The 25,744-nt window shown below is 66.0% G+C and carries 23 protein-coding genes, 4 tRNA genes and 1 pseudogene; 9 read left to right on the top strand and 19 right to left on the bottom strand.

All coding sequences use genetic code 11. The features are described from left to right. Window positions 1-145: 145 nt before the first annotated feature. The 4 genes from AAFF32_RS14655 (at window position 146) to AAFF32_RS14670 (ending at window position 3,652) form a co-directional block, all read left to right on the top strand. On the top strand, window positions 146-1,018 hold the full coding sequence (locus tag AAFF32_RS14655) for an EamA family transporter (protein ID WP_216967218.1): 873 nt from the start codon (window positions 146-148) through the stop codon (window positions 1,016-1,018). Window positions 1,019-1,069: 51 nt separating this feature from the next. After that, window positions 1,070-1,837, top strand: a complete 768-nt coding sequence (locus tag AAFF32_RS14660; RefSeq protein ID WP_342315583.1) for a gamma-glutamyl-gamma-aminobutyrate hydrolase family protein — start codon at window positions 1,070-1,072, stop codon at window positions 1,835-1,837. Between the two features lie 84 nt (window positions 1,838-1,921). Further along, the gene (locus AAFF32_RS14665; protein ID WP_342315584.1) at window positions 1,922-2,488 is read left to right on the top strand and encodes a phasin family protein; all 567 of its coding nucleotides are present in this window, start codon (window positions 1,922-1,924) and stop codon (window positions 2,486-2,488) included. A 198-nt stretch (window positions 2,489-2,686) separates the two neighbouring features. Further along, a complete protein-coding gene (locus tag AAFF32_RS14670) occupies window positions 2,687-3,652 on the top strand; it encodes a restriction endonuclease (RefSeq protein ID WP_342315585.1) in 966 nt (321 codons plus the stop codon). Window positions 3,653-3,844: 192 nt separating this feature from the next. On the opposite strand, the gene AAFF32_RS14675 is transcribed toward AAFF32_RS14670, so the two are convergent. Further along, the gene (locus AAFF32_RS14675) at window positions 3,845-5,839 is read right to left on the bottom strand and encodes an SDR family oxidoreductase (RefSeq protein WP_342315586.1); all 1,995 of its coding nucleotides are present in this window, start codon (window positions 5,837-5,839) and stop codon (window positions 3,845-3,847) included. A gap of 149 nt (window positions 5,840-5,988) precedes the next feature. Between AAFF32_RS14675 and AAFF32_RS14680 the strand changes: the two genes are divergently transcribed. The 3 genes from AAFF32_RS14680 to AAFF32_RS14690 all read left to right on the top strand — a co-directional run bounded on the left by AAFF32_RS14680 (window position 5,989) and on the right by AAFF32_RS14690 (window position 8,338). Beyond that, on the top strand, window positions 5,989-6,246 hold the full coding sequence (locus tag AAFF32_RS14680) for an acyl-CoA-binding protein (RefSeq protein ID WP_216967203.1): 258 nt from the start codon (window positions 5,989-5,991) through the stop codon (window positions 6,244-6,246). 41 nt (window positions 6,247-6,287) lie between these two features. Then, window positions 6,288-6,914, top strand: coding sequence for a TetR/AcrR family transcriptional regulator (locus AAFF32_RS14685; protein WP_216967200.1), 627 nt, complete (start codon window positions 6,288-6,290; stop codon window positions 6,912-6,914). 569 nt (window positions 6,915-7,483) lie between these two features. Beyond that, the gene (locus AAFF32_RS14690; RefSeq protein WP_216967194.1) at window positions 7,484-8,338 is read left to right on the top strand and encodes a hypothetical protein; all 855 of its coding nucleotides are present in this window, start codon (window positions 7,484-7,486) and stop codon (window positions 8,336-8,338) included. A 19-nt stretch (window positions 8,339-8,357) separates the two neighbouring features. Here AAFF32_RS14690 and AAFF32_RS14695 read toward each other — a convergent pair whose 3' ends face one another. Further along, entirely contained in the window at window positions 8,358-8,969 is a 612-nt protein-coding gene (locus AAFF32_RS14695; RefSeq protein ID WP_342315587.1) for a response regulator transcription factor, read from the bottom strand. Between the two features lie 178 nt (window positions 8,970-9,147). Between AAFF32_RS14695 and AAFF32_RS14700 the strand changes: the two genes are divergently transcribed. Beyond that, a tRNA-Val gene (locus AAFF32_RS14700) sits at window positions 9,148-9,222 on the top strand. 59 nt (window positions 9,223-9,281) lie between these two features. Next, window positions 9,282-9,635: an arsenate reductase (glutaredoxin) gene (gene arsC / locus AAFF32_RS14705; protein WP_342315588.1), complete on the top strand. Its 354-nt coding sequence runs from the start codon at window positions 9,282-9,284 to the stop codon at window positions 9,633-9,635. A gap of 6 nt (window positions 9,636-9,641) precedes the next feature. On the opposite strand, the gene AAFF32_RS14710 is transcribed toward arsC, so the two are convergent. The 17 genes and pseudogenes from AAFF32_RS14710 to AAFF32_RS14790 form a co-directional block, all read right to left on the bottom strand. Further along, a complete protein-coding gene (locus tag AAFF32_RS14710; protein WP_342315589.1) occupies window positions 9,642-10,913 on the bottom strand; it encodes a nucleotide sugar dehydrogenase in 1,272 nt (423 codons plus the stop codon). A 224-nt stretch (window positions 10,914-11,137) separates the two neighbouring features. Continuing rightward, window positions 11,138-12,109, bottom strand: a pseudogene (locus AAFF32_RS14715) (UDP-glucose/GDP-mannose dehydrogenase family protein); the annotation flags it as partial. Between the two features lie 20 nt (window positions 12,110-12,129). Further along, window positions 12,130-13,272 (bottom strand): tetratricopeptide repeat protein, encoded by a 1,143-nt coding sequence (locus AAFF32_RS14720; protein ID WP_342315590.1) that lies wholly within the window; start codon window positions 13,270-13,272, stop codon window positions 12,130-12,132. 84 nt (window positions 13,273-13,356) lie between these two features. Further along, window positions 13,357-15,501 carry a polysaccharide biosynthesis tyrosine autokinase gene (locus AAFF32_RS14725; protein ID WP_342315591.1) on the bottom strand — a complete coding sequence of 715 codons (2,145 nt, stop codon included), beginning with the start codon at window positions 15,499-15,501 and terminating at the stop codon, window positions 13,357-13,359. After that, window positions 15,498-16,184 (bottom strand): polysaccharide biosynthesis/export family protein, encoded by a 687-nt coding sequence (locus AAFF32_RS14730; RefSeq protein WP_342315592.1) that lies wholly within the window; start codon window positions 16,182-16,184, stop codon window positions 15,498-15,500. Before AAFF32_RS14730 ends, AAFF32_RS14725 begins: the two co-directional genes overlap by 4 nt. Window positions 16,185-16,262: 78 nt before the next feature. Beyond that, window positions 16,263-17,090, bottom strand: coding sequence for a CpsB/CapC family capsule biosynthesis tyrosine phosphatase (locus tag AAFF32_RS14735; RefSeq protein WP_342315593.1), 828 nt, complete (start codon window positions 17,088-17,090; stop codon window positions 16,263-16,265). An 81-nt stretch (window positions 17,091-17,171) separates the two neighbouring features. Then, the gene (locus tag AAFF32_RS14740; RefSeq protein WP_342315594.1) at window positions 17,172-17,816 is read right to left on the bottom strand and encodes a hypothetical protein; all 645 of its coding nucleotides are present in this window, start codon (window positions 17,814-17,816) and stop codon (window positions 17,172-17,174) included. A 180-nt stretch (window positions 17,817-17,996) separates the two neighbouring features. Beyond that, a tRNA-Leu gene (locus AAFF32_RS14745) sits at window positions 17,997-18,083 on the bottom strand. A gap of 104 nt (window positions 18,084-18,187) precedes the next feature. After that, window positions 18,188-18,261 (bottom strand) — tRNA-Cys (locus AAFF32_RS14750). A 101-nt stretch (window positions 18,262-18,362) separates the two neighbouring features. After that, window positions 18,363-18,438, bottom strand: a tRNA-Gly gene (locus AAFF32_RS14755). Between the two features lie 153 nt (window positions 18,439-18,591). Continuing rightward, on the bottom strand, window positions 18,592-19,158 hold the full coding sequence (gene pgsA, locus AAFF32_RS14760; protein WP_216967053.1) for a CDP-diacylglycerol--glycerol-3-phosphate 3-phosphatidyltransferase: 567 nt from the start codon (window positions 19,156-19,158) through the stop codon (window positions 18,592-18,594). Then, complete coding sequence (gene uvrC / locus AAFF32_RS14765; RefSeq protein ID WP_216967050.1) at window positions 19,155-21,056, bottom strand: excinuclease ABC subunit UvrC; 1,902 nt, start codon at window positions 21,054-21,056, stop codon at window positions 19,155-19,157. The genes pgsA and uvrC overlap by 4 nt, the downstream gene beginning before the upstream one ends. A 175-nt stretch (window positions 21,057-21,231) precedes the next feature. Next, on the bottom strand, window positions 21,232-21,726 hold the full coding sequence (locus AAFF32_RS14770) for a low molecular weight protein-tyrosine-phosphatase (RefSeq protein WP_216967047.1): 495 nt from the start codon (window positions 21,724-21,726) through the stop codon (window positions 21,232-21,234). Continuing rightward, window positions 21,719-22,504 carry a 3-deoxy-manno-octulosonate cytidylyltransferase gene (gene kdsB, locus AAFF32_RS14775; RefSeq protein WP_342315595.1) on the bottom strand — a complete coding sequence of 262 codons (786 nt, stop codon included), beginning with the start codon at window positions 22,502-22,504 and terminating at the stop codon, window positions 21,719-21,721. The genes AAFF32_RS14770 and kdsB overlap by 8 nt, the downstream gene beginning before the upstream one ends. Beyond that, complete coding sequence (gene lpxK, locus AAFF32_RS14780; RefSeq protein ID WP_342317283.1) at window positions 22,501-23,529, bottom strand: tetraacyldisaccharide 4'-kinase; 1,029 nt, start codon at window positions 23,527-23,529, stop codon at window positions 22,501-22,503. Before lpxK ends, kdsB begins: the two co-directional genes overlap by 4 nt. A gap of 25 nt (window positions 23,530-23,554) precedes the next feature. Beyond that, the gene (gene msbA / locus AAFF32_RS14785; protein ID WP_342315596.1) at window positions 23,555-25,303 is read right to left on the bottom strand and encodes a lipid A export permease/ATP-binding protein MsbA; all 1,749 of its coding nucleotides are present in this window, start codon (window positions 25,301-25,303) and stop codon (window positions 23,555-23,557) included. Beyond that, window positions 25,300-25,743, bottom strand: a complete 444-nt coding sequence (locus AAFF32_RS14790; RefSeq protein ID WP_216967039.1) for a biopolymer transporter ExbD — start codon at window positions 25,741-25,743, stop codon at window positions 25,300-25,302. The genes msbA and AAFF32_RS14790 overlap by 4 nt, the downstream gene beginning before the upstream one ends. Between the last annotated feature and the right edge of the window lies 1 nt (window position 25,744).

The following is a 25,744-nucleotide window of genomic DNA, read 5'->3' on the forward strand; positions in this document are numbered from 1 at the left end:
TCGCGGGAATGACGTTGAGGTGATTCACCGGAGCGGGAAGCCCTGCGCACGATGAGATGTCCTGCATGACAGACGCCCTGCGCGCCGCCACGGCCAATGGCATCATCCCTCGCCCGCCGTCGATCACGGACCAAACGAAGCATCGATGCACCTGATCCTCCTCAGCGCCCTGTGCAGTGTCCTGGTCGGGGTGCTAATCAAGCTCGCGCCGCGCGCACGGCTCGACATTGGCCAGCTCGTCACCTGGAATTACCTCGCCGCCGGCGCGCTGTGCGCCTGGCTGCTGCGCCCGCCGATGGAAAGTCTCACGCATCCCGACACGCCCTGGGTGGCGTTGCTCGGGCTTGCCGTCGTGCTGCCTTCGCTGTTCCTCGTGCTGGGCGCCAGCGTGCGCGCCACCGGCATCGTGCGCACCGACGTCGCCCAGCGCCTGTCGCTCCTGCTCTCGCTGCTGGCGGCGTTCACGCTGTTCGGCGAACGCGTCGACGGGCAGCGGATGGCCGGCCTCGCGCTGGGATTGCTGGCGGTCGCCGGTATCGTCGCGCGCCCGGAACGTGCTGCGCCGGCAGCCGGCGGCGAACGACGCGGCTGGCTCCTGCTGCTGGTGGTCTGGGTCGGCTTCGCACTCGTGGACGTGATGCTCAAGCGCATCGCGCAGGCCGGAACGCCGTCGATGGCGGCGTTGCAGGTGGCGTTCGTCCTTGCCTTCGTGCTGATGCTCGTGGCGCAACTGGTGCGCCACCTGCGCGGACACACGCGGCTGGACGCGCGCAACCTCGGCGCGGGACTGCTGCTGGGCCTGCTCAATTTCGGCAACATCGTCTTCTACGTGCGCGCGCATCAGGCCCTGGCCGAGAGCCCGTCGGTCGTGTTCGCGACGATGAACATCGGCGTGGTGGTGCTGGGCACGCTGGTGGGCGTGTTCGCCTTCGGCGAGAAGACCAGCGGCTGGAATCGCGCGGCGATCGTGCTGGCCATCCTCGCCATCGTGCTGATCGCCTTCGCGCCGCGCGCGTAGCCCGGGCGGATTTGGCATAGTCGCGGTTCGTTCCCCGCGCCCCGCTCCACCATGCCCCGCCTGCTCGTCTTCCAGCACGTCGCCGCCGAACCGCTGGGCACGCTCGATCGGCTCATCCGCAGGCGCGGCCACCGCATCCGCTTCGCCAATTTCGAGCGGCAGCCGGATTTCGAACCCAACGTCGACCGCTACCGCGGGCTGGTGGTGCTGGGCGGGCCGATGAATGTCGAAGACCAGGCCCGCCGACCGCATCTGAAGACCGAACTGCGCGCCATCGAACGCATGCTCGAACAGGGCAAGCCGGTGCTCGGCATCTGCCTGGGTGCGCAGTTGCTGGCGCATGTGCTGGGCGCGCCGGTGCGGCGTCACCATGAGCCGGAGATCGGCTGGTACCCGCTGCGCACCACCGACGCCGGCCGCAGCGATCCGGTGCTGGCGCCGCTGGGCGAGACCTCGCCGGTGTTCCAGTGGCACCGCTACAGCTTCGAGGTGCCGCACGACGCGACGCATCTGGCGCGCACCGAGGGCTGCGAGCACCAGGCGTTCCGTTACGGCGACAACGCCTACGGATTCCAGTTCCACCTGGAGATGGACGAGGCGCTGATCGAGCGCTGGCTGCGCAATCCGGCCTACCGCGAAGAACTCGCCGAACTGGGCGGGCTGGATCCCTCGCGCTCGGATGTGGACACCATCCGTCACCACACCCGCGCCCACATCGCCGGCATGCAGGCCCGGGCGGACGCGGTGTTCAACCAGTTCCTCGACCTGGTGGGCCGGCCGCAGCGGCGGATCACGCTGCCTTCGCGCGAGTGGGTCTGAACTGCGCCGCGAGCTTGGTGTGAAAGCTCTAGAGCCCGGCGCGAAGGTGACGGGACATCAGCCACTCCCACCGGGGAAATCCGCATGGCGAAGTTCAAGAAGGCGACCAAGAAGACCACCGCGTCGGGCACCCGTGGTCGCGCCAAGGCCAAGGACGACGCGCAACAGCAGGCCGAGCAGCTCTCGAGCAAGCTGAGCGAGTCGGCACAGCAGATCTGGCTGGCCGGCGTGGGCGCGTTCTCGCGCGCGCAGGCCGAAGGCACCAAGCTGTTCGATGCGCTGATCAAGGAAGGCATGTCGCTGGAGCAGACCGCACGCCGGTTCGCCGGCGGCCAGGCCGATGCCGTACGCGATGTCGTCGGCTCCCGGGTCGGCCAGGCGCGCGAGCGCGCGTCGGACACCTGGGACCGTCTGGAGAAGGTGTTCGAAGATCGCGTGCAGCGGGCGCTGGTGAAGCTCGGCGTGCCGGGCCGCGACGACCTCAACGACCTCAGCCGCCGCGTCGACGCGCTCACCGCCGAACTGCGCCGCCAGGGCGGCGCCGCGCCGCGCAAGTCGCCGGCACGCAAGTCCGCCAGCAAGCAGGCGACGCAGTCGCCGGCCGCGCGCAAGTCGCCGCGCAAGGCCCCCAAGGCCAAGCCCGCTTCCTGATCCACCCGCTTCACCGCCCGGTCGCGACCGGGCGCACAACAAGCCCGCCAGTCCGCGCTTTCCGTATGCTCCCCTCCCCTTACGGTTTCGGACTGGCGGGCTTTCTTATGCCCGTCGCCCCGCGCGCGTGATCCGCGCCACACGGGAAGCCGCGTGGCTGTCGTATAGTCGCCAGCCTCCGACTCTCCCGGTTTGTGCATGCTCGACGGCTTCTCACTGACGATCGCGATCCTGGTCACCCTGCTGCTGGGCGCCGCGGCGACGGCATGGCTCTGGCGGGTGAGACGGCGACAGGAAGAAGCGGCGGCCGGCATCGACGCACTGGCCGCCATGCGCTGGCGCGAGTTCGCGCGGCTGGTGGTCGAGGCCCTGCATTCGCGCGGCTTCGAAGCCGAGTCGGTCGAACAGACGCTCGAGCATGGTCCGCAGGCGGAAGTGCACCTGCGCCTGGACGGCCGTCCGTGGTTGCTCTCCTGCAAGCTGGCCGGTGCACGTTCGCGCCTGGGCGTGGCCAGCGTGCGCGAGCTGGCCGATGCGGTGCGTTTCAACGCCGCCGCCGGCGGCATCCTCGCCACCCCGGCGCGTATCGATGCCGACGCCCGCCGCAGCGCCGCCGGCCTGGAGTTCTACGACGGCAACGCGTTGTGGGCGCTGGTCGGCCCGATGCTTCCGGCTTCGCTGCGCGATGACATCACCGCCAATGCGCGCCGCAGCAGCGTGCGCGAAACCGCATTGGCGTGGGCGGGTGCAGTCGTGATCGGCGTGCTCGTGGGCTTCGTGCTGGCGATGATCGGCAACGGCACGGTGACGGCCCAGGCCCCTTCGCAGTCGGTGGCTCCGGCCGCGCCGACCGCTTCGCCCAAGCCGGCCGCACCGGCGGCAACCGATCCCGCGCTCGCTCCGCCGGCCGATCCGAACCGCGACCAGTTCGAACGCGGCGAGGTCATCCAGGCCATCACGACCCTGCCGTGGGTCGAACGCGTGCTGTGGTCGACCAGCTCCACGCTGCTGATCCAGCAGAGCGAGGACGTGGACCAGCTCCAGGTGGAGGAAGTCTGCAGCGTGCTCGCACGCTACGACGCGCTGCGGGCCTCGCGCCTGCAGTTGCAGCCACCGGCGGGGAGCGAGCGGAAGGTGCGGTTCCTGCAGTGCAGGTCGTATTGAGTCATTGATGCAGCGCGGCTGCACGGCGCGCGCCCGCCTCCGCCCTTTGGCACGTCCTCAGCTCTGCACTCCCTTCGGTTGCCGCAGGGAAGATGAAGAGCGGGAAGCAGCGCCGTCACCCACCTCCCTCTCGCCTTGTGGGAGAGGGACAGGCCGCCGAAGGCGGCCAGGGAGAGGGGCGAGTCGCCGGCACTACCAGTGCACGCCCCGCATCAACGCCGCGAACGCGATCTGCTCGCTGCTCGGTTTCACCTCGCCCTTCAACGCCGCCTTGTCGCCACGCGCCGCCGCCGAGTCGGGGAACAGTTCGAACGCGGTGCTCATGATCACTTCGTAGGCTTTCGGCGCCAGCGCGTTGATGACCGAGGCGAAGATGCCCAGGCGCGTGGCGATGCGGCTGGGCCGCTCGATGATGCCCTTCACCACCAGGTCGGCGGCCTCGTCGGGCGTCAGCGTGGGCACGCTGTCGTACATCTTGGTCGGCGCGATCATCGGGGTTTTCACCAACGGCATGTTGATCGTGGTGAAGCTGATGCCCTTGCCCGACAGTTCGCCCTGCGCGCAGCGGCTCCATGCATCCAGCGCCGCCTTCGAGGCCACGTAGGCCGAGAAGCGCGGTGAGTTAGCCAGCACGCCGATCGAGCTGATGTTGATGATGTGGCCCTTGCGGCGCTGGGTCATGCCCGGCATGAAGCCCATGATCAGGCGCAGGCTGCCGAAGTAGTTCAGCTGCATGGTGCGCTCGAAATCGTGGAAGCGGTCGTAGCTCAGTTCGATCGAGCGGCGGATCGAACGGCCGGCGTTGTTGACCAGCACGTCGCAGCGGCCGTGTTCCTCCAGCACCGTCTTCACCAGGCGGTCGCAGTCGTCCATGTCGGCCAGGTCGGCGGTGTAGGCGAAGATCTTGCCGCCGGCGGCGTTCATCGCGTCGCGCGCCTTGAACAGTTCGTCCTCGCCGCGCGCGACGATGACCGTGATGGCCCCGGCCTCAGCCACGCGCTGCGCGGTAGCCAGGCCGATGCCCGACGAACCGCCCGTGATCACCACGACCTTGTTGCGCACCTTGCCCTTGAGGCTGCGGTCGACGAACAGGTCCGGGTCGAGGTGGCGTTCCCAGTAGTCCCACAATCGCCAGGCGTAGCTCTCCAGCGCCGGCACCTGGATGCCGCTGCCTTTGAGCGCGCGCTCGGCCTCGCGGTTGTCGAAGCGCGTGGGATAGGTGATGAACTTCATCACCTGCTTGGGAATCTTGAAATCGCGCAGCAGCATGCCGATGAAGCGCCGCACCGGCGGCAGGTTCGCCACCGCGCCGCGCACGCTGCCGGGGATGAAGGCGAACATGCGCGCGTCGATGCGCATGGTCATCTCCGGCGAGTGACCGGCACGGGCGAAGGTGTTGAGGACTTCGCCCACGCGCATGGGCTCGGGATCGGTCAGGTGGAAGCAATGCCCGTCCAGGCGCGGCTTGTGGGCGATGTGGTCCATCGCGTCCACCACGTAGTCCACCGGCACGATGTTGATGCGGCCGCCTTCCAGGCCGAGCATCGGCATCCACGGCGGCAGCATCTCGCGCAGCTTCTTGAGGAAGGTGAAGAAGTAGTACGGGCCGTCGATCTTGTCCATTTCGCCCGTCTGCGAATGGCCGACGACCATGCCGGGGCGATAGATACGCCACTTCAGGCGCGTCTCCTTTCGCACCAGGCCCTCGGACTCGTGCTTGGTGCGAAGGTACGGATCATCCAGGCCTTCGGCCTCGTCGAACATGTCCTCGCGGAAGACGCCCGGGTACAGGCCCGCGGCGGCGATCGAGCTGGTGTGATGGAACACCTCGGCCTTCAGCGCCACTGCCAGATCGAGCGCGTGCCGGGTGCCGTCGATGTTGGCGGCGTGCTGCGCTTCGGGCTTGGCGGTGAGGTCGTAGATCGCGGCCAGATGGAAGAAGTGCTTCACCTTCCCATTGAGCGATTTGAGCTGCGCGGCGCTGACGCCACACCTTTCCTGCGTCATGTCGCCTTCGACGGGGATCACGCGCTTCATGTCCCATGCCATCTTCTTCGCGATGGCGTCGAGCTTCTTGCGCGAGTCCTTGCGCAGCAGCACGTACACCGCGCCCTTGCGCTGCTTGAGCAATCGCGTGACGAGGAAGCGGCCGATGAAACCCGTGGCGCCGGTGACGAAGTAACTCATGCCTCTCTCCCTGACCGTGAGCCGCTGCCGTGCGGCAAGCCCCTAAATTGCCAGAGGGCCGCTCGCGCCACAATTCCCGGGCGTATTGACCACCCCGACGGTGCGTGCGGTAATGCCGCCACCATCCTGGCCGCCGGGAGGGCGCCGCCATGACCGATCTGCAGACTGCCTTCGAACAAGCCGCCAAGGATGTCCAGTCGCTGCCGGAACGTCCCGACAACGACACGCTGTTGCGCCTGTACGCGCTCTACAAACAGGGCTCGGAGGGCGACATCAGCGGGCCCAAGCCGGGCTTCTTCGATTTCGTCGGTACCGCGAAGTACGAGGCCTGGGCCAAGCTCAAGGGCACGTGCAGCGACGAGGCCAAGCAGAAGTACGTCGACCTCGTGAAGAAGCTGCACGCCTGACCGCGCGCCGCCCTTCCCTTCCCGCCCCACGACCCGACCCGATGGCGAAGCAGACCCGCCAGCGCATCCTCGACAGCGCATTGACGATGTTCAATGCGCTCGGCGAGCCCAACGTCACCACCAACCATATCGCCGACGAGCTGGAGATCAGCCCGGGCAACCTGTACTACCACTTCCGCAACAAGGACGACATCATCGAGCAGCTGTTCGCGCGCTTCGAGGAGCGCATGGACGCCGCGCTCGCCGCGCCGCAGGGTCGCCTGCCTGGGCTGGAGGACATCTGGCTGCAGTTGCACCTGGTGTTCGAATGCATCTGGGATTACCGCTTCCTGCATCGCGACCTGGTGGAGATCCTCAGCCGCAACCGGCGTTTGCGCCTGCGTTTCGCACGCATCCTGCGCCGGGCCGACGAGCAGGCGCACACGGTGATGCAGGGCCTGGTGCACGCCGGGATCATGCGCGCTTCCAAGGACGAACTGGCCGCCACGGCGACCAACGTGCTGGTCATCGCCACGTTCTGGCTGAACTACGCGGCCGCACGCGGCGACAAGGACGAGCACGCCGCGATACGCGACGGCATCGTGCAGGTGATGATGCTGCTGGCGCCGTTCCTGCGCGATGCGGAACGCGTGCACCTCAATACGCTGACGCGGGCCTATATCGACTAGCCGCGGCACGGCCCGGGAGAAGCCCCCGGGCCCGCTTCAGCCCTTCACTTCCGGCGCGTGGCGCGCTTGGCAGTCTTGCGGGTGGTACGCCGCCCCTGGGGCCGATGCGCCGGACGGGTCGCCTTGCGCGCCGTGCGGCGGGCCTTCTTCAGTCCAAATTTCTCAAGCACCGGCGCCAGGCGGGCCTCCAGGTCCGCACCGAGACGCACGACTTGCGGCTGTACCTCGCGAACGCGGCTGCGCGCGTCCTCGGCCAGCCGCAGGGCCGCCCCTTGCCACGCGCCGGCGCGTGCGGCGAGGCGCGAGGGTGCCGCCAGGATCTCGCGACGCGAGATCGCGACGACGCCGAGCCCCGCCAGCCATACATGGCGCAGGGAGGTCTGGCTGGACGCGCGGGATGAGGTTCGACGGGCTGCCGTGGGATTCCTCCGTGGCCGGACGACCCGGCCTCAGGCTCACTGTCCCGGCGCGGGATCGAGCAAACACACTAGCGCCGCGTCTTACGCGGCTCTTGCCAGCCTCGGCCCGCAAGCGGGATGCTGCGCCCTCGACCCTCACGAGGACTGCCGATGGCCGCCAAATCCAGCTGGGCCGCGTTTCCCCACGATTCTTCGGGCTTCGCCTACACCGGCGAAACGCTGAAGAAGGCCTGGCCGAAGTTGCACGCCGGCGATGCAGAGCCCTACCCCGACGCCAAGCGCGCCGCCGCGCTGCTGAACGACGCCGGCAAGGCCGCGCCCAAGGGGCTGGACGCCGAGGCCCTGGCCCTGCAATTGCAGGAGGCCTGGCGCGCTTTCCACCGGGGCGATTTCAAAGTGGCCCACGACGCCGGCCAGGCGCTGGGCGTTGTCGGCGCCTCGGTGGCGGTCAAGGCGCTGGGCATCCACGCGACCTATCTGGTGGATGACGACGCCGAGCGACTCAAGCGTTTCGAGCAGGCAGCGAAGCTGGCCGAGGCGGCGATCAAGGCACTGCCTGACGAGGCCAACAGCCATTACCGCTACGCCTTCGCCCTGGGCCGCTATAGCCAGGGTTTGAGCATCGCAAAGGCCCTCAAGGCGGGCATCGCCGGAAAGGTCCGCAACGCCCTCGACGCGGCGCTCGAACTCGCCCCCAAGCACGCCGAAGCGCACACGGCCATGGCGCTGTATCACGCCGAGATCATCGGCAAAGTCGGCGCCATGATCGGCGGACTGACCTATGGGGCTAAGGCGGCCGAGGCTGAAAAACACATCGCGTCGGCGCTGAAGCTGACGCCGGACTCGCCCATCGCCCACATCGAGCACGGCAACGTGCTGATGCTTCTGCACGGCGACAAGAAGGAAGACGCCGCAGCCAGCGAGTACGAGAAGGCATCGAAACTGAAGCCCATCGACGCCATGGAGGCGCTGGACGCCGCTTACGCGGCATCGCAACTGGAGTAAGCCGGGTGACCGCCGGAGGCTACAGCTCCGGGTGCAGCATCCCCAGGTAACCCCGCTCCCGCGCCGCGCGCGCGAGGGCCGGCAGCGTGCGTGCGCCCAGCTTCTCCATGAGGCTGGTGCGGTGGCGATAGAGCGTCTTCACGCTGATGCCCAGGTCCGCAGCAATCGCCTTCGGAGGAAGCTCCGAAAGCAGGCCGCGCAGCGTTTCCAGTTCGCGCTGCGTGAGCCCGAAGTCGCGCGGTCGCTCGATCGCCTGGCTGACGTCGCTGCTGAGTGCGACCTCGCCTCGCATGACGCGGTCCAGGATGCTCACCAGTTCCGAAATCGCCACGCTCTTGGTCACGTAGCCCTGCGCGCCCTCGTCAAGGGAGCGCAGCACCACACCGGGGTCGTCGTGCATGCTCACCACCACCCGCTTGATATGCGGCATGTGCTTGGAGAGCGCGCGCAACAGAACTAGGCCGCCGTCGGCCGTCGACAAGCTCAGGTCGATGACGGCCACGTCGATGGGGCGCGAACGCAGGATTTCGAGCGCCCGCGCCGCATCGCCGGCTTCGGCCACGACTTCGTAGCGTGCGGAGTTGTGGAAGAGGCGTTTGAAGCCTTCCCGGACAATCGCGTGGTCGTCCACAAGGAGAGTTCGTATCATGGACTGAAGTTTCGCTGAGCCCGGCAGCCTCACGGAACAGGAATTTTCTGATTGTTGGGGCCGGCACGACGATCGGCTGCGTTCCCCGGTGCCCTGGCCCCGGTAAACGCGGGGTGTTGCCAAGCATGGGGCCCTTTGCGCTATACTGCGCAGCCCTTACGGGCGGTTAGCTCAGCGGTAGAGCACTGCTTTCACACGGCAGGGGTCACAAGTTCGAAACTTGTACCGCCCACCAGTTTCAGGCAAAGGCCGGCGAAAGCCGGCCTTTTGCTTTTCCGCCTCGGGAGACACTCCATGAACGGAACACGCCTGTACCACAACCCCCGTTGCTCCAAGTCCCGTGGCGCCCTGGAACTGCTGCGCGAACGCGGCATCACGCCCGAGGTCGTCGCCTACCTCGACACGCCGCCGTCAGCTTCGGAACTGCGCGAACTGCTCGCCGCGCTCGGCCTGCCGGCACGCGCCCTGCTGCGCACGGGAGAAGAGGAGTACGCCACGTTGGGCCTGGCGGAAGAATCCTTGTCGGAAGCCGCCCTGATCGACGCCATGAGCACCCATCCGCGGCTCATCGAACGCCCCATCTTCGTGCACGGCGGACGCGCTGTTATCGGGCGCCCGCCGGAACTGGTTCTCACCCTGCTCGACTGAACCGGCTTACAGCCGCGCGTCCACTCCGTCGCGCGGATACAGGCTCTTGATGTCGTAAAGCAGCGCATGCGGCCGGCCGAACGCGCGAGCCCCCTGCACCCCCAGCGTACGGAATTCGTCATGTGCCACGGCGAGGATCACCGCGTCGTAGGCGCCCTGTTCGGGCGACGCAACTAGCTCGATGCCATAGGCCGCACGCGCCTCCTCGGCATCCGCCCGCGGATCGTGGATATCGACAGCGGCGCGGTACTCCTTAAACTTCTGCGCCAGCTCGACCACGCGCGTGTTGCGCAGATCCGCGCAGTTTTCCTTGAAAGTGAGCCCCAGGATCAGAATGCGCGCCCCGGCAACGGCGATGTCGCGCTGGATCATCAGCTTCACGACGTCGGTCGCGACGTGTTCTCCCATCGCATCGTTGATGCGCCGGCAGGCCAGGAGAATGTCCGGGTAATAGCCGGCAGCCTGCGCCTTCTGGATCAGGTAATACGGATCGACCCCGATGCAGTGCCCGCCCACCAATCCAGGCCGGAACGGCAGGAAGTTCCACTTGGTGCCGGCCGCTTCCAGAACTTCGGTGGTGTCGATGCCTAGCCGCTGGAAGATCAACGCGAACTCGTTCACCAGCGCGATGTTTGCGTCGCGCTGGGTGTTCTCGATGACCTTCGAGGCCTCGGCCACCCGGATGCTGGATACCTTGTGCGTCCCGGCCTTGATGATGCTGCGGTAAAGCGCGTCGACGAATTCCGCGGTTTCCGGCGTCGAGCCGGACGTCACCTTCGGAATGTCGACCAGCCTGCGCTGCTTGTCCCCCGGATTAATGCGCTCCGGACTGTAGCCGACGAAAAAATCGCGGTTGAAGACGAGGCCGGAGGTGCGCTCCAGCTCTGGTACGCAAATCTCTTCCGTGGCGCCGGGGTAGACGGTGGACTCGTAGATCACCGTGTCGCCGGGCTTGAGAGCAGGGCCAATGGCACGACTCGCTTCGAGAAGCTGGCGAAAATCCGGACGCTTATGGCTATCGACTGGCGTGGGGACGGTGACAATAAAAACATTGCACGCGCGAAGACTGGAGACATCATCCGTCAGCGCCAACTGCCGCGCTGACGAAATTTCCAACTCGCCCTCCTCGCCGTTGATGTCCAGGCCCTGCGTCAGCTGGGCCACCCGGCTCGAGTCGATGTCATATCCGATTACTCTAAACTGGCGACCAAATTCGATAGCCAGCGGCAGTCCCACATACCCAAGGCCGACAACGGCGATAACTACCTTGGCCTGCATCTTCGCCTCGAAGCACGAATCGTGAAGGCGCATTGTAGACGTAGATTCCCCGCCTCAATGGCAAGCGACCAAACTAGCCAAGACGGCCATGTCTGGCACGTCGAAGGCGCCCTCCACAGGTGATCACCAGATCGGCCAAGCGACGGTAGCCTCGGCGCGGGAGAAACACCTGGAGCCCAACGCGGGCAGCGAGCAACGGCGAGTACGCGCCCGCCAGGACAGCCTCAGAGAACAATCGGAGCGAGAGCGTTAGAGAGTGCGGTCTGGCCGCCTTTGCAATGTGCCAGCCAACTGGGCCGATCCCTGTCTAGCAAACCGCTCTCAAGAAGACTATGTGCAAGCACAAAGAACGTTCCCGCGATCAATAGCGCGCTGACACGATCGGACCTACTGCGAAGCGACACCATCAGATGGCCCTTCTGCCGATCGTTCACCCCTTCCACGGCGCCCAGCAGCTGCGCTTCGTAGCCGTGCTGCTGCGCGGTGCGATGCAGCGCCTGCACGTCCTTCGGGAAGCACGAACCGCCGTAACCCGCGCCGGGATAGATGAAATGCCAGCCGATGCGCGGGTCCGAACCGATGCCCTGTCGCACCATCTCCACGTCCGCGCCCACGCGCTCGGCGATGTTCGCGATCTCGTTCATGAAGCTGATCTTCGTCGCCAGCATCGCGTTGGCGGCGTACTTGGTCAGTTCGGCCGAACGCACGTCCATCACCACGATGCGCTCGTGGTTGCGGTTGAACGGCGCATACAGGCGCTTGAGCCGCTCCACGGCCGTCGTGCTGCTGGCGCCGATGACGATGCGGTCCGGGCGCATGCAGTCGTTGACGGCGTCGCCTTCCTTGAGGAATTCCGGATTGGACGCGACTTCGAACGCCAGGTCGGCGCCGCGCGCGGCCAGTTGCGCCGCGATCTCCGTGCGCACCTTGTCGGCGGTGCCGACCGGCACGGTCGACTTGTTGACGACCACCGACGGTCGCTCCAGGTGCTGGCCGATCGTGCGCGCCACCGCCAGCACGTACTTGAGGTCGGCGCTGCCGTCCTCGTCCGGCGGCGTGCCGACCGCGATGAAGATGACGTCGCCATGCGCGACCGACGCCGCGGCGTCGGTGGTGAAACTCAACCGGCCCGCGGCGTGGTTGGCCTTCACCATCGGCTCCAGGCCCGGCTCGTAGATCGGAATCACACCGCGGTTGGCCTTCGGCCATCACTTCATTATTGCGTCCGAATCGCAGAGCTGCCCGCGGAAGCCAATGGAACTTTTCTCACGACGATGTCGTCGATGAGCAACGATCCGCCCAGACGACGCTCCTCCATGGATCGAGATGCATGCGAGAGAACCAGCCTCTGCATGGGGCAGTTCGGGGGAACTTCGAACCGCGCTTGATCTTGCGACCACTTTGGTGGCTTCACGGTCGATAGCTCGATGGTCGCCAGTTGTGTTCCCGACGCACAACTCAGCTTCCATAGAAATGGACGCGTCGTGTCAGTGGTGTCGTATGTCCATGCAGACAATGTGTAGATTCCGGCTTCCAGCGCGACCCACTGCTCCGGCCCTTTGAGCTCGACCGGTCTTCCGCTGAAGTCAATTCGCAATGCTTGCGATCCAGAGTGCGGATTCGTCCGGTCCACGGCAATGTCCATGCCGGGTTGCGAGGACCATCGCCATGAAAACCTCCCTTCGGCTTGCTCCGCGGCTTCGAATCCACCGTTGTATAGATCACTCGACGCTCGCCGTTCGCTCTGTCCTAGCGACTGAAACCAGACTGCCCTTGCCTCACGTGGACGGCCCAGCCGCACCAAGGCCTCGATGCGGACCGAGCGCTCGGTCTCGTTCAACGGTCGCAGCCTTGAGAGGGTTGCCATCAGGGCTTCGACGTGGTCCGCCTGCACGGTGGGATCACGCAATGCCGTCATCAGCGAACCTGCCCACGGTGGGTTCGACGCCAGAACAGCTGCCATCGCGTCCCGTATCGCAGCATCCGACAGGTGCGGGAGAAAGGCCGTGAGCACGTCGCTTCCAATGAAGGGAGCGACCCGGAGCGCGGCATCCAGATGCTCGACGGCTTCGCCGGCCGCTCCGGCCGACAACGCGGTGTCGGTCAGCATCATCTGCGCGACCCACTCCCGTGGATCGCGTTTGATCGCCACTCGATACAGCCTCTCGGCCTGAGCAGGATTGCCCTCTGCGTCCGCCACTTGGGCGAGAAGGCGATAAGCCTGGCCATCGACCGGCCTGTCTTTCAATGCCCGTTTGGCGTCGGCACGGAGAGTTGTCGGGTCACCCGGCGCCAGCCCAGCGGCGGCAACAAGCCTATCGGGCCCCAGTGGAGCACCAACGTTGCCTTCGACGCGCATCAGACAGAGTGTCGCCCACGCGACGGAGGCGGTTATGAACGCCGCCACCCCTCCCCTGACCACGGATGCCAGACCCGCCATGCGTCAGGCAGCACTGCCGCCGTACTCGTAGGAGCCGTAGCCGTAGCTCTTGTCACTGCGATCTTGGTTGAATCGCGTGAGAACTGTGCCTACGAGACGCGCTCGCGCAAACTGCAAGCGCTGGAGCGCTGCGCGCAAGGCATCACTGCGTGTCGACTCGGCCGCGGCAATCAGCAGCGTCGCTTCAGCATGATTGGCCAGGAGCGGTGCATCGGCCAGCCCCAGAACCGGCGGTCCGTCCAGTACGACCACGTCGAACCGTTCGTAAAGCTGTTGCAGCAGGGAAGGAAGTGCCCCGCCACCCAGCAGCTCGGGCGGATTTGGCGGCAGAGGCCCAGACGGAATCACGCTGAACCTTCGATCCCTAAGCTCCTGTACCGCATCCCACGGACTGCAAGCGCCAGACAGGAGACTGGAAAGCCCCTTTGCGGCCGGAATTCCCAATGTCTTGTGAAGGGAAGCGCCGCGAAGGTCCGCATCCACCAGCACGACGCGCTTGCCCAATTGCGCGATGTTGTGCGCCAGCTCGAGTGCCGAGGTGCTCTTTCCTTCGGACGGCCCCGCGCTCGTGATCAACATGCTACGCGGCAACCCGTGGGTCGTAGCGAACTGCAGGGCTGTTCGCACTGAACGATAAGCTTCCGAGAACGGCGATCGAAGATCGGCGGACGCCGCGGACGGAGATTCGCCCTCTCCCAAACGCGGGATCGCACCAAGCACCGGAAGGCCCGTGAGATCCTCGAGGCGCTTCGTGTCGTGGACGGTGTTATCGAGAAAGTGCACGAGGAACGCGAGCATCACCCCAAGAAGCAAGCCGACCACCAGGCCGATCGCAGTATTGAGGAGCCTTCGCGGGAAGGCCGCCTTGTCGGGCGGCATGGCCTTGTCGATGATCGAAATGTTGTTGGCACCGATACTTCCGGCAACACCGATTTCCTTGTATCGCTGCAGCAGCGCATCGTACAGCTCGCGATTCTTCCCGGCTTCGCGCTTGAGGATGTTGTACTGGATCGAACGCGACTGCAGATCGAGCACGTCGCCCTTCAGCCCCGAGATCCTGTTCTTAAGCAGCCCTTCCTGCGCCAACGCCGCTTCGTAGTCGATCTTGATGGCGGTGCGGATGTGACCTACTTCCGCCTGGATCTGGCGCGTCGCCTCTTCAATCTGCTGCTGCAACTGCACCATGTCCGGATAGTCGGGCTTGAACGTGGCGAGCTTGTTCTGGTATTCCGACTGCAGCGTCGCCCGCTGCTCCCGCAACTTCTGGATGAGCTGATTCGTGACAACCTGTGGAAGGCCCATGCCATCGCCGCTGTTGGCCTGGCGCCAAAGCGCCTCCGCCTTCATCCGTGCGCCCTGGGCACCGGCCAGCGCCGCATTGAGGTCGCCCAGGTTCTGCGCATCCAGCGATGGCTTGTCATCCCCTACGGAAACGATTTGTTCCCGGGTGGAGAATGCGACGAGCTGTTTCTCCGAATCCTCGAGCTTTCCTTTCAACTGCGCGAGGCGCTCCTCAAGGTACTTCTTGGCATAGGATGACGCCTGGAAGCGCCGTTCCAGGTTGGTCGCGATGAACGCGTCCGCGTAGGCATTGGTGATGCGCGCCGCGAGATCCGGGTCGGTAGAGTCAAAGTTCACGCGAACCAGACGCGAGTTTCGGACCGGTTCGATCGTCAGCGATTCCAGCACCGGCTCGATCAGTGCCAGTTCCAGCGCCTGCTTGCGAAGCCCCGGCGAAAGGGGCTTTCCTCCGTTTCGATCGGATGATTCTTCATCCGCCACTTCAACCTCTTTCGCGTAGACAGGATTATCCTCAAGTCGCAGGTCCTGGATGACGCGATGCGCCAGCGAGCGGCTCTTCAGCAGTTCGTACTGGGTCTGGTAGAAGTCACGATCGAGAGGCGATTCCGTAGGCTCCAGCCCCTCGAATGCGACGACCTTGATCGTGTCGCGTTCGATCTGCAGCGTCGACGAGGCACGGTAGGACGGTGTCGCGAGCAGGCTGAACAGAATTGAGATCAGGAGAGTCGCACTAGCAGCGCCCACCAGCCATTTCCAGCGTTGGCGCAGGATCTGCGCGTACTGGAGCAAGTTGATCTCGTCCCCATCCACCGACTCGGGCAGAGCATTTTCGACTAGCGCGTTCATTGGTATGCCCTCCAGACCGCGACGAAGGGCGCCAACTGGACCAGCGTCTTCAAGGTAAGGCGCCCAGCCGATGTATCGACGACGATGACGTCGTCACCGTAGATCTCCGGGTCCGGCTGCTCGCCGCGATTTATGGCCTTTACATCGAAGCGCGCGTACTTGCGTTCTCCGCCCACGGTTCGGAAGACAAGAACGTTGCGTTCGCTCCCAATTTCACTGAGCCCTTCCGCAAGCGAAATCGACTGCACCAGCGTCAGACGCGAAGCCATTGGATAGATCCCCGGCTTCTTGACCGCGCCGCTGACGGTTACGCGCTGACTGGAGAACTCTTTGACAAAGACGCTGACCTGCGGTGTACGGAGATAACGCTCGCTGTAGCGCTCCGCAAGCAATTCCTCGATCTCGCCCACCGTGCGACCCGCCACGTCCACCGCACCAACGAGCGGAAGCGAGATCAGTCCCGCGTTATTGACTCGCACTTCGCGGTTCAGATCATCGACCTGGAAAACCGTCACGGTCAGCAAGTCACTGGGACCTATTCGGTACTCACTGCGTCCGAGCGCATCGACCACCGAGTCCGCTGCCGGCAGGGAATCCAGCTCCTCCCGCCCGGCGTGACTGACACAGGCAGATGACAACAAAATGCAGGCGAAGAGACCTGCGCGGAGAATCCAGCGGAACACCCAGCACCCATACTGCAGAAGAGCAACGCCGGATTATGCGCGACCATCGCGCACTTCCGATGCAAGTTAGACATTTGCTTACACCCCAGTCTTGCGCCCTAACAGCCGCCCAAACACACTGGCGCGGATCGGGCCGTTTGCATTGCGCTGGTCGCGCGGGCAAGTACGCAGGGCAGCCGCAGGCAAATCACTCGGCGGGACGTCGTTGACGATGCCACGTGGGCGGATCACCACCTGATTCGTTGCCTCTTCGCCACCAACAAGTGCGCCAGCGGCTTCGCGAGCCTCCATCAGGCAAGGGGGGCGGCGGCGCGGGTGATGTGCATCGGTGGCGATGATCATGCACATGCCATCGCCGACGAAGCGTTCACTCCAGTATTTCACGCGCTTTCCGAAGCGACCTGTCAGCGCGCCGGCGGTGATCTGCATCCACGCGCCGCGCATGGCCAATCGCTCGAACAGATCAAAATGCGTTTCGATCCAGCTGAGACGCTCCGGGTGCGTGATGACGGGCACCAGCCCTGCCACCATCAGATCGAACACTGTCTCTTCGAAGCGCGGCGGCGCGACGTGATGCGGCGGCTCCAGCAGCAGATAGCGCGAACCGGCGATCGTAGGGATGCGTCCAGCCTGGATTCCTTCGATCAGGTCGGGGGCGAGATGGACATCAGCACCTTCGACCAGCCTCAACGCGATTCCGCGTTGATCCAACTCGCACTGGAAAGCGCCTATCGCCGCACGGATGCCGTGCGCCGTATTCTCGTACACCCCCGGATAGATGTGCGGCGTGCACGCGACCGTGGTGATGCCATCGGCAACCGCCATGCGAGCCATTTCCAGGCTTGTTTCAAGATCGGCCGGGCCGTCATCGATGGCCGGAAGCAGATGGCAGTGCAAGTCGTACATTGCGATATCCCGTGAAACTCAACCCAGTCTAGTGACCGGATGCCGCACAGGAGGCGTCAGGCGAAAAAGTACGATGGCGTGTCAGTCGCGGCAGTAGATCGCAAGATCATCGCCGACAGCGATTACAAGACTGCGTCCCGAGAACGAGAACCCGCAGGCATGCAGTTCCGGATGGCTCTCGATACGACTGAAGCTGGCTTCCGCATCTTCGTGGCATGCGAACAGCGAAGCGCGTGGCGGCACGAGCAGTATTTCCGCCCTCGGCCAATCCAGCGTGACGATCTCCAACGCCCAGCCATCGGGCGTAACCCGCATCAATCCCCCGCCTTGCCGCCCCGCGGTAGCGATCTGCTGTCCGTCGAGCGGGCCGATGCCCACGGCTTGCAGCGGTCCCGCGGACGGCTCACCTTCAAGCGTTCCGTGTTTGCGCGCGATCTTCTCGCCGGTGCTGCAATCGATTACTCCACGACCTTCGCCCGAGACGACGAGCAACAATTCGCTGTTCCGATCGAACCCAACCGCTTCGAGCGCAGGCACAGCGAAGACGCCGGCAGCACGCCAAGGTCGCGGCGGCGCCACCAGCGCCGCCGTGCGCACCATCCGGCGGATGGGGCCAAGGTAGCGGGCAGCGGATTCCAGTTCAGCGCGTTGGCGCCTGGTTCGAAGGAGCGTGAGCATCGGGGAGAGCTTGGCGGAGGCGGCCGCCGTCGAGGCGCGCGTGATCATTCCTTGGAACTTGGCCGCCGCGCACTGGAGCCCGCACGGCGTGGCGCAGACGTCATGGCCCGCGATGCAGGAATGGTAGGGAGTCGCGCTCTGCGGGCCAATGAGAATTGTCTGATTCGCCGGCTTCGCAGGCACCCAACACGCATGCGCAGCGTGCGTCACGGAGGATCGCTACCGCCATGGTGCCCGGACCCGGGATCGAACCGGGACGGCCTTTCGGCCGGCGGATTTTAAGTCCGCTGCGTCTACCTGTTCCGCCATCCGGGCTGGAACGCGCGCCTAGCTTACGCGACGAACCGCGCATGACCGGTGCCGCACGATGTCCTGGCCGCAACGAAAAAGCCCGACCTTTCGGTCGGGCTTGATGATGCTGGAGGCCTGGGTCGGAATTGAACCGGCGTACGCGGATTTGCAGTCCGCTGCATAACCACTCTGCCACCAGGCCGGTGACTCGAATCCGTCGACCGGATTCTTTCATATTCCGGCCCCGTTCACGCAACGAGGCCTGAAACGACAAGGCCCCGAGAACGGGGCCTTGTCTGAAACTGGAGCGGGAAACGAGACTCGAACTCGCGACCCCGACCTTGGCAAGGTCGTGCTCTACCAACTGAGCTATTCCCGCAGAGGAACCGACATTTTAGGCATGGAATGAAAAGTGTCAACTCTTTTTCACTCCGTGGGAGGCCCCGTCAGCGGACTTCCCGAACCGGCCGATCGGGCTGCCATCTCCCGGTCGGATCGTCGAACGCGTCGGCGTTCGCGATGCGCATATTCTCTATGAACGCGCGTCTTCGCGCAATACCGGCCATGCAGCGCGCAGGTATGCGAAGCCAGACCACAGCGTCAGCAATGCAGCCGCAGCAAGCAGCCATTCGCCGACCAGGAAGATGTTCACGCCATACAGCGGCTCCTGGTACAGCAGGCATACCAGCGCCACCATCTGCACGATCGTCTTGATCTTGCCGATCGAAGCGACCTTCACAGTGGCGCGCTGGCCGAGTTCGGCCATCCACTCGCGCAGCGCGGAAACGGCGATTTCACGGCCGATGATGACCGCCGCCCACAGCGCCATCCACACGGTTGGATGCTTCTGCACGGTCAGCAGCAGCGCGATGGCGACCATCAGCTTGTCGGCAACCGGATCGAGGAACGCGCCGAACGCCGAATACTGGTTATAGCGGCGCGCGATCCAACCATCCAGCCAGTCGGTGATGGAGGCGAACGCGAAGATGAAAGCCGCCGCGAAATTGGTCCACTTGTAGGGCAGATAGAAGACCAGCACCAGCACCGGGATCAGCAGGATCCGCAGCAGGGTCAGCATGGTCGGTACGGTCAACTTCATCCTTCGCTCCGCGCGCCGCCGGTCGGTTCGGGCATGTCCAGGGGGGTGGGTCGTTCGGTGGGCCTGTCGGGGACGTCCAGCCCGTGCAGGGTCGCATAGATACGCTCGGCCAGGGCGGCGTTGATGCCGTCCACGCGCGCGATCTCCTCGATACCCGCCGCCTTCAGGCCCCCTAACCCGCCGAAATGCCGCAACAGATTAGCGCGACGGCGCGGGCCGATGCCGGCGATGTCCTCCAGTCGGCTGGTATTGCGCGCCTTCTGGCGGCGGCCGCGGTGGCCGGTGATGGCGAATCGGTGAGCTTCGTCGCGAACCTGCTGAACCAGCTGCAGCGCGGGCGATTCGGCCCCGGGGTGCACGGTCCGGCCGTCGGGCAGGAGGAGCTCCTCCTCGCCGGGCCGGCGTTCGGGCCCCTTGGCCACGCCCACGAGGGTCACCCCCTCCACGCCCAGGTCGCCCAGCACGGCACGCGCCTGGGCGACCTGCCCGGCACCGCCGTCGATCAGCAGGACGTCCGGCGTCACGCCGCCCTCCTCCACCGCACGGCGGAAGCGGCGCTCGATCGCCTGATGCATCGCTGCATAGTCGTCGCCTGGTTCGATGCCGCTGATGTTGAAGCGCCGGTACTGCCCGCGGACGGGGCCTTCGGCATCGAACACCACGCACGAGGCCACCGTGGCCTCGCCCATGGTGTGGCTGATGTCGAAGCATTCGATGCGCGAAGGCAATGCCGCCAGCCCCAGCATCTCTCGCAGCGCTTCGGCGCGCGCATGCTGCGCCGCATGGCTGGTGCGTTCGGCCGCCAGCGAGAGCTCCGCGTTGCGCCGCGCCATATCGAGGTAACCCGCGCGTTCGCCGCGCACATTGCACTTGATCTGCACGCGGCGCTCACCGGTACTGGAGAGCGCGTGTTCGATCAGCTCGCGATCGGGGATGTCGCGATCCAGCACGATCTCGCGCGGCGGCGTTTGTTCGCCGTAGTACTGGGAGACGAAGGCCGCCAGCACTTCCTCGGCATTCTCGCTGCCGTTCGTTTTCGGGAAGAAGGCGCGCGTGCCCAGGTTGCGGCCATCGCGGAACGCCAGCAGCAGGACGCACGCGGCCACGCCATGCATGGCGATCGCCAATACGTCCAGGTCGGCCGCGCGTCCGTCGACGTACTGCCGTGCCTGTAGGCTGCGGATGGAGGCGACGAGGTCGCGCAGCCGCGCGGCCTCCTCGAAATCCAGCCGCACGCTGGCCGCCTCCATCGTCTTCACCAGCTCGTCGCTGAGCTCGTCGCTGCGCCCTTCCAGAAAGAGGCCGGCGCGGCGCACGCTTTCCGCGTAGTCGCGCGCCGGCACCAGGCCCACACACGGCGCGCTGCAGCGACCGATCTGGTGCTGCAGGCACGGTCGCGAACGGTTGCGGAACACGCTGTCCTCGCAGCTGCGCAGCTTGAACAGCTTGTGCATGAGGTTGAGCGTGTCGCGCACTGCGCCGACGCTGGCATAGGGGCCGAAGTAGCGTCCCGGAATTGCGCGTGGACCGCGGTGCATGGCGATGCGCGGCCAGGCTTCCTGCGTCATCAGCACGTACGGGTAACTCTTGTCGTCGCGCAGCAGCACGTTGTAGCGCGGCTTGAGCGACTTGATGAGCTGGTTTTCCAGGATCAGCGCTTCGGCCTCGGTGCGCGTCACCGTGACTTCCATTCGCGCGGTCTGCGCCAGCATCGCCATGATGCGCGCGGACTTCGGTGTCGCATTGAAGTAGCTCGACACACGGTTCTTCAGTGCGCCGGCCTTGCCGACGTACAGCACGCTCTCGTCCGCCGCGATCATCCGGTAGACGCCGGGCGCGGTGCTCAGGTGCTTGACGAAGGCCTTGCCATCGAAGGCCGGTGCGACGGTTTGGCTCATGAATGCGCGGGCCGTCCGCAGGCTGGCCGCAGGAACGGCGGGATGCGGCTGGAAGCCGCGATGGGAAGCGGGACGATGGCGGGCGTTGCGGTCATGAGCATCGGCTCAGGGATGGGGCCGATTATGCGTCAGGGCAAGGCTTGCGCGCCGTGCGGAACACGCTCTGTGCGCCGGTTCAGCCCAGGCGCGACGCGTACTCCCGGCGCAGGCGTGCGATCACGCCGTCGGCCGCGCGGTCCAGGAGCTGGTAGACGTGCTCGAACTGTGCGGCGCCACCGGTATAGGGATCGGGAATCTCGCCCTCGCCCGCCATGCCGGCCCAGTCCAGCAGCAGGTCGATGCGCGCGTGCGCGTCGGCCGGGGCCCGGGCGCGCACGTCGCGCAGATTGGCGCGATCGGCGCACAGCACCCAGTCGAAACGCCGGTAGTCCACGGACGCGAGCTGACGCGCGCGCAGTCCGCTGATGTCGATGCCGTGTTGCGCTGCATTGGCGACCGCGCGCCGGTCCGGTGGCTCGCCGACATGCCAGTCGCCCGTGCCAGCCGAATCCAGTTCCACGCGTCCCGCCAGCGTCGAAACGGCGATGCGCGCGCGCAGCACGCCTTCGGCCACGGGCGAACGGCAGATGTTGCCCAGGCACACCACCAGCAGGCGGACCGGTTCAGCCATGGCCGGCGGCGATCCAGGCTTCGGCGCGGGCCAGGTCTTCCGGCGTATCGACGCCGGGCGGGAACGGTTCGGGCGTCACGCCGACCCGGATGCGGTAACCGGCTTCCAGCACACGCAATTGCTCCAGTGATTCGACCTGCTCCAGCCGCCCCGGCGGAAGCGCGGCGAAGCGCTGCAGGAAGCCTGCGCGGTAGCCGTAGATGCCGATGTGGCGCAGCCATTCGCCATGCTCGTTATCCGGCATGCGACTGCGGTCGCGCGCGAACGCATCGCGCGGCCACGGAATCGGCGCGCGACTGAAGTACAGCGCATGGCCGTCGCCGTCACGAACCAGCTTCACGGCGTTGGGATCGAACAACGTCTCCACGTCGGTGATGGGCGCCGCGAGCGTCGCCATCACCGTCTCGCCGTCCTGCATCAGCGCTGCAACCGCGCGTATGCCGGAGGCCGGCGCAAACGGTTCGTCGCCCTGCAGGTTCACCACGACGGTGTCGTCGCTCCAGCCGGCAATGCGCGCGCATTCGGCCAGCCGGTCGGTGCCGGAGGTGTGGTCCGGCGATGTCATCGCCACGCGCACGCCTGCACCGTCCAGTGCGGTGGCGATGCGCTCGTCGTCGGTTGCGATCCAGACCTCGCGTGCGCCGGCCTTCAGCGCGCGGCGGGCAACGTGCAGCACCAGCGGCTCGCCGGCCAGCAGGCGCAGCGGCTTGCCCGGCAAGCGGCTGGCGCCGAAGCGCGCCGGAATGGCGACGACGAAACCGGGAGTCTGCGCGTTCACGTCTTCTTCCTCGCTTTCGAGCCGAGTTCGCGGCATTCACGCGCCTTCGCAGCGATGCGGTCGAGCAGGCTCACCCAGAACGCTTCGGGCAGCTCCGCGCGCACCGGCACGCTGAAGAAGCGGTCGTCGGCGAAGGCCGCGCACTTGACCGCATCCTTCTCGGTCATCAGCACGGGCAATTCGCGGCTGCCGAATTCGAAATCGACGGACTGGTACTGGTGGTGATCGGAGAACGCGTGCGGCACCACAGCGATACCGAAATCGCGCAACGTCGTGAAGAAGCGTTCGGGATCACCGATGCCGGCCACCGCATGCACGCGCTGTCCGGAGAAGGCGCTCAGTTTGCGCGGCCGTCCGCCCAGCATCGGATCGACCATGTCGGCCACCAGCCGCATCGACCATTCGCCGAAGCCCGTGTCGGCGCCGCCCGTGCCCACGTTCACCACGCGGAAATCGCAACGCAGCCCGCGCTCGGGCAGTTCCCGCAACGGGCCTGCCGGCAGCAACTGGCCGTTGCCGTAGCGACGACGGCCGTCGACCACTTCGATCTCGATGTCACGCGCCAGGCGGTAATGCTGGAGGCCGTCGTCGCAGATGACGAGGTCGCAGCCTGCCTCCGCAAGCGCTTTCGCAGCCGCGGCGCGGTCGCGATCCACGCGCACCGGCGCGCCGGTGCGATGTGCGATCAGGACGGGCTCGTCGCCGCCCTGCGCGGCATCGGTGCGCGTGTCGACCCAGCGCGCCGTCGATGCGTCCTCGCGGCCGTAACCGCGACTGGCAACGCCGGGATTCCATCCTTCAGCGCGCAGGCGCTCAACCAGCGCGATCGTCAGCGGCGTCTTGCCGGCGCCGCCGGCGGTGATGTTGCCGACCACCAGCACCGGGACGCCGGGATGGCGTCGCTTCAACCAACCCTTCAAATACGCACTGCGACGCACTCCGCTGATCGCGCCGTACAGACTGGCCAGGAGTCGCGCGCCGATCGGAGCCGGCCGATCGCCGTACCAGTACGCCGGGGGATTCACCGGGCCTTTGCTCACCGTATTTCCTTCATTCCGCCTCGCGGAACTGCATGCGGTGCAGGTGCGCGTAAAGTCCGCCCTGCGCCAACAACTGCGAATGCGTGCCGCGCTCGACGATGCGACCCTGGTCGAGCACCAGCACCTGGTCGGCGTGTTCGATCGTGGACAGGCGATGCGCGATGACCAGCGTGGTGCGGTTGGGCATCAGATGCTCCAGCGCGTCCTGCACGAGGCGTTCGGATTCAGTGTCCAGCGCGGCGGTCGCTTCGTCCAGGATCAGGATCGGCGCGTCCTTCAGCATGGCGCGGGCGATGGCGAGGCGCTGGCGCTGGCCGCCCGACAGACGTCCGCCCTTGGCGCCAATGTCGGTATGCATACCCTTGGGCAAGCGCTCGACGAATTCCATCGCGTTGGCGCCGCGCACGGCGCGTTCCAGCGTATCGGCATCGGCCGACTGCATCTCGCCGTACGCGACGTTGGCCGCGACGGTGCCGTCGAACAGCATCACCTGCTGCCCCACCAGCGCGACCTGACGGCGCAGGTCGGCCAGGTGGTAGTCCTGCAGCGGATGCCCATCGAGCAGGATCTGGCCTTCCTCGATTTCATAGAAGCGCGGGATCAGCTTGATCAGCGTGGACTTGCCGCTGCCGGAGCGGCCGACGATCGCCGTGACCGTGCCCGGTTTCGCCTCGAAGGTGATGTCGGACAGCGCCGGCTCGGCTTGGCCGGGATAGCGCGCGGTGACATGGCGGAACTCGAGCAGGCCTTGCGCGCGCTCAAGCGGGCGCGTGCCGGTGTCCACTTCGTCCGGCGTGTCGAGCACGTCGAACAGTCGCTCGGCGGAAGCCACGCCCCGCTGCAACATGCCCTGCACATTGGTCAGCTGCTTCAGGGCGGGGATCACCGCGAGCATCGCCACCATGAGGCTGACGAACTCGCCGGCGGTCAGACGGCCCTGCATGGCCTCGCGACCGGCGAAGAACAGCAGCAGCGCCAGGCCGATCGCGCCCATCAGCTGCACCATCGCCGAGGAGATGCTGCGCGTGGATTCGACCTTCAGGCTCAGGCGCAGATGGTGCTCGGCCTGGCCGGAATAGCGCGCCAGTTCGGTCGACTGCGCGCCGTACACCTTCACTTCCTGGTGGTTCGACAGCGCCTGGTCGGCCGATTGCAGCAACTGCGCTCCGCTCTCCTGGATGCGGTGGCCGATGCGACGGTAGCGACGCCCGACCTTGTCCATCGTCCACGCCAGCATCGGCCCGAGCAGCAGCACGGCCAGCGTCACGCGCCAGCTGGTGTAGAGCATCACGCCCAGCATCACCAGCACCTGCAGCGACTGCTGCAGCATGACCTTGGCCGCATCGATGGCGGCCTGCGCGACCTGGTCGCTGTCCGAACCCAGGCGGGTGAGCATCGACGACACCGGTTCGGTGTCGAAGCGCAGGCCCGGCAGGCGCAGGTACTTGCCCAGCACCTGCACGCGCAGGTCGCGCGCGATGCTGCGGCCGGCGCGCGCCATGAAGGTGTCGGTCAGATAACCGGCGAGGCCGCGCGCCACGAAGATGCCGATGATCGCCAGCGGCAGGATCAGGCCCACGTTCGGATTGCGGCTGACGAAGGTCAGGTCGACCATCGGCTTCATCAGTTTGGTGAACGCACCGGCCGCGGCGGCTTCGATCAGCATGCCGACCAGTGCGATGAACAGAACCGCGCGGTACGGTGCGACGAAATGCAGCAACCGGCGGTAGGTCTTCCAGGGCGAGACGTCGTCGCTCACCTGGCGGTCTCCGCTGCCGCTTCGCGCGTCTGCGGCGCGGTCGCGTTCATCACCTTGCGGAAGCCGAGCTGGCCGAGTGCGTCGTACACCGTGACCACGGCCTGGTACGGCGTGCGCGCGTCGGCGCGCAGCATCACCGGGCGGTCGCGGTCGTTGCCGGCGACTTCGGAGATGGTGCTCTTGAGCGACTCGACGTCGCTGCGCAGCACTTCGCGGTCGTCGACAAAGTAACGACCTTCGGCATTGACGAGCACGATCAGCGCCTTGGCCGGATCGGTGTTGGCTTCGCCGGTGGCGCGCGGCAGTTCGAGCTTGAGCACCGATCGCGCGTCGAACGTGGCGGTGACGACGAAGAAGATGATCAGCACCAGGATCACGTCGATGAGCGGCACCAGATCGATGTGCGGCTCATCGTCTGCGCGGTGGTCGCGGATACGCATC

The sequence above is a fragment of the Lysobacter sp. FW306-1B-D06B genome (assembly GCF_038446665.1).
Classification (GTDB): Bacteria; Pseudomonadota; Gammaproteobacteria; order Xanthomonadales; family Xanthomonadaceae; genus Lysobacter_J.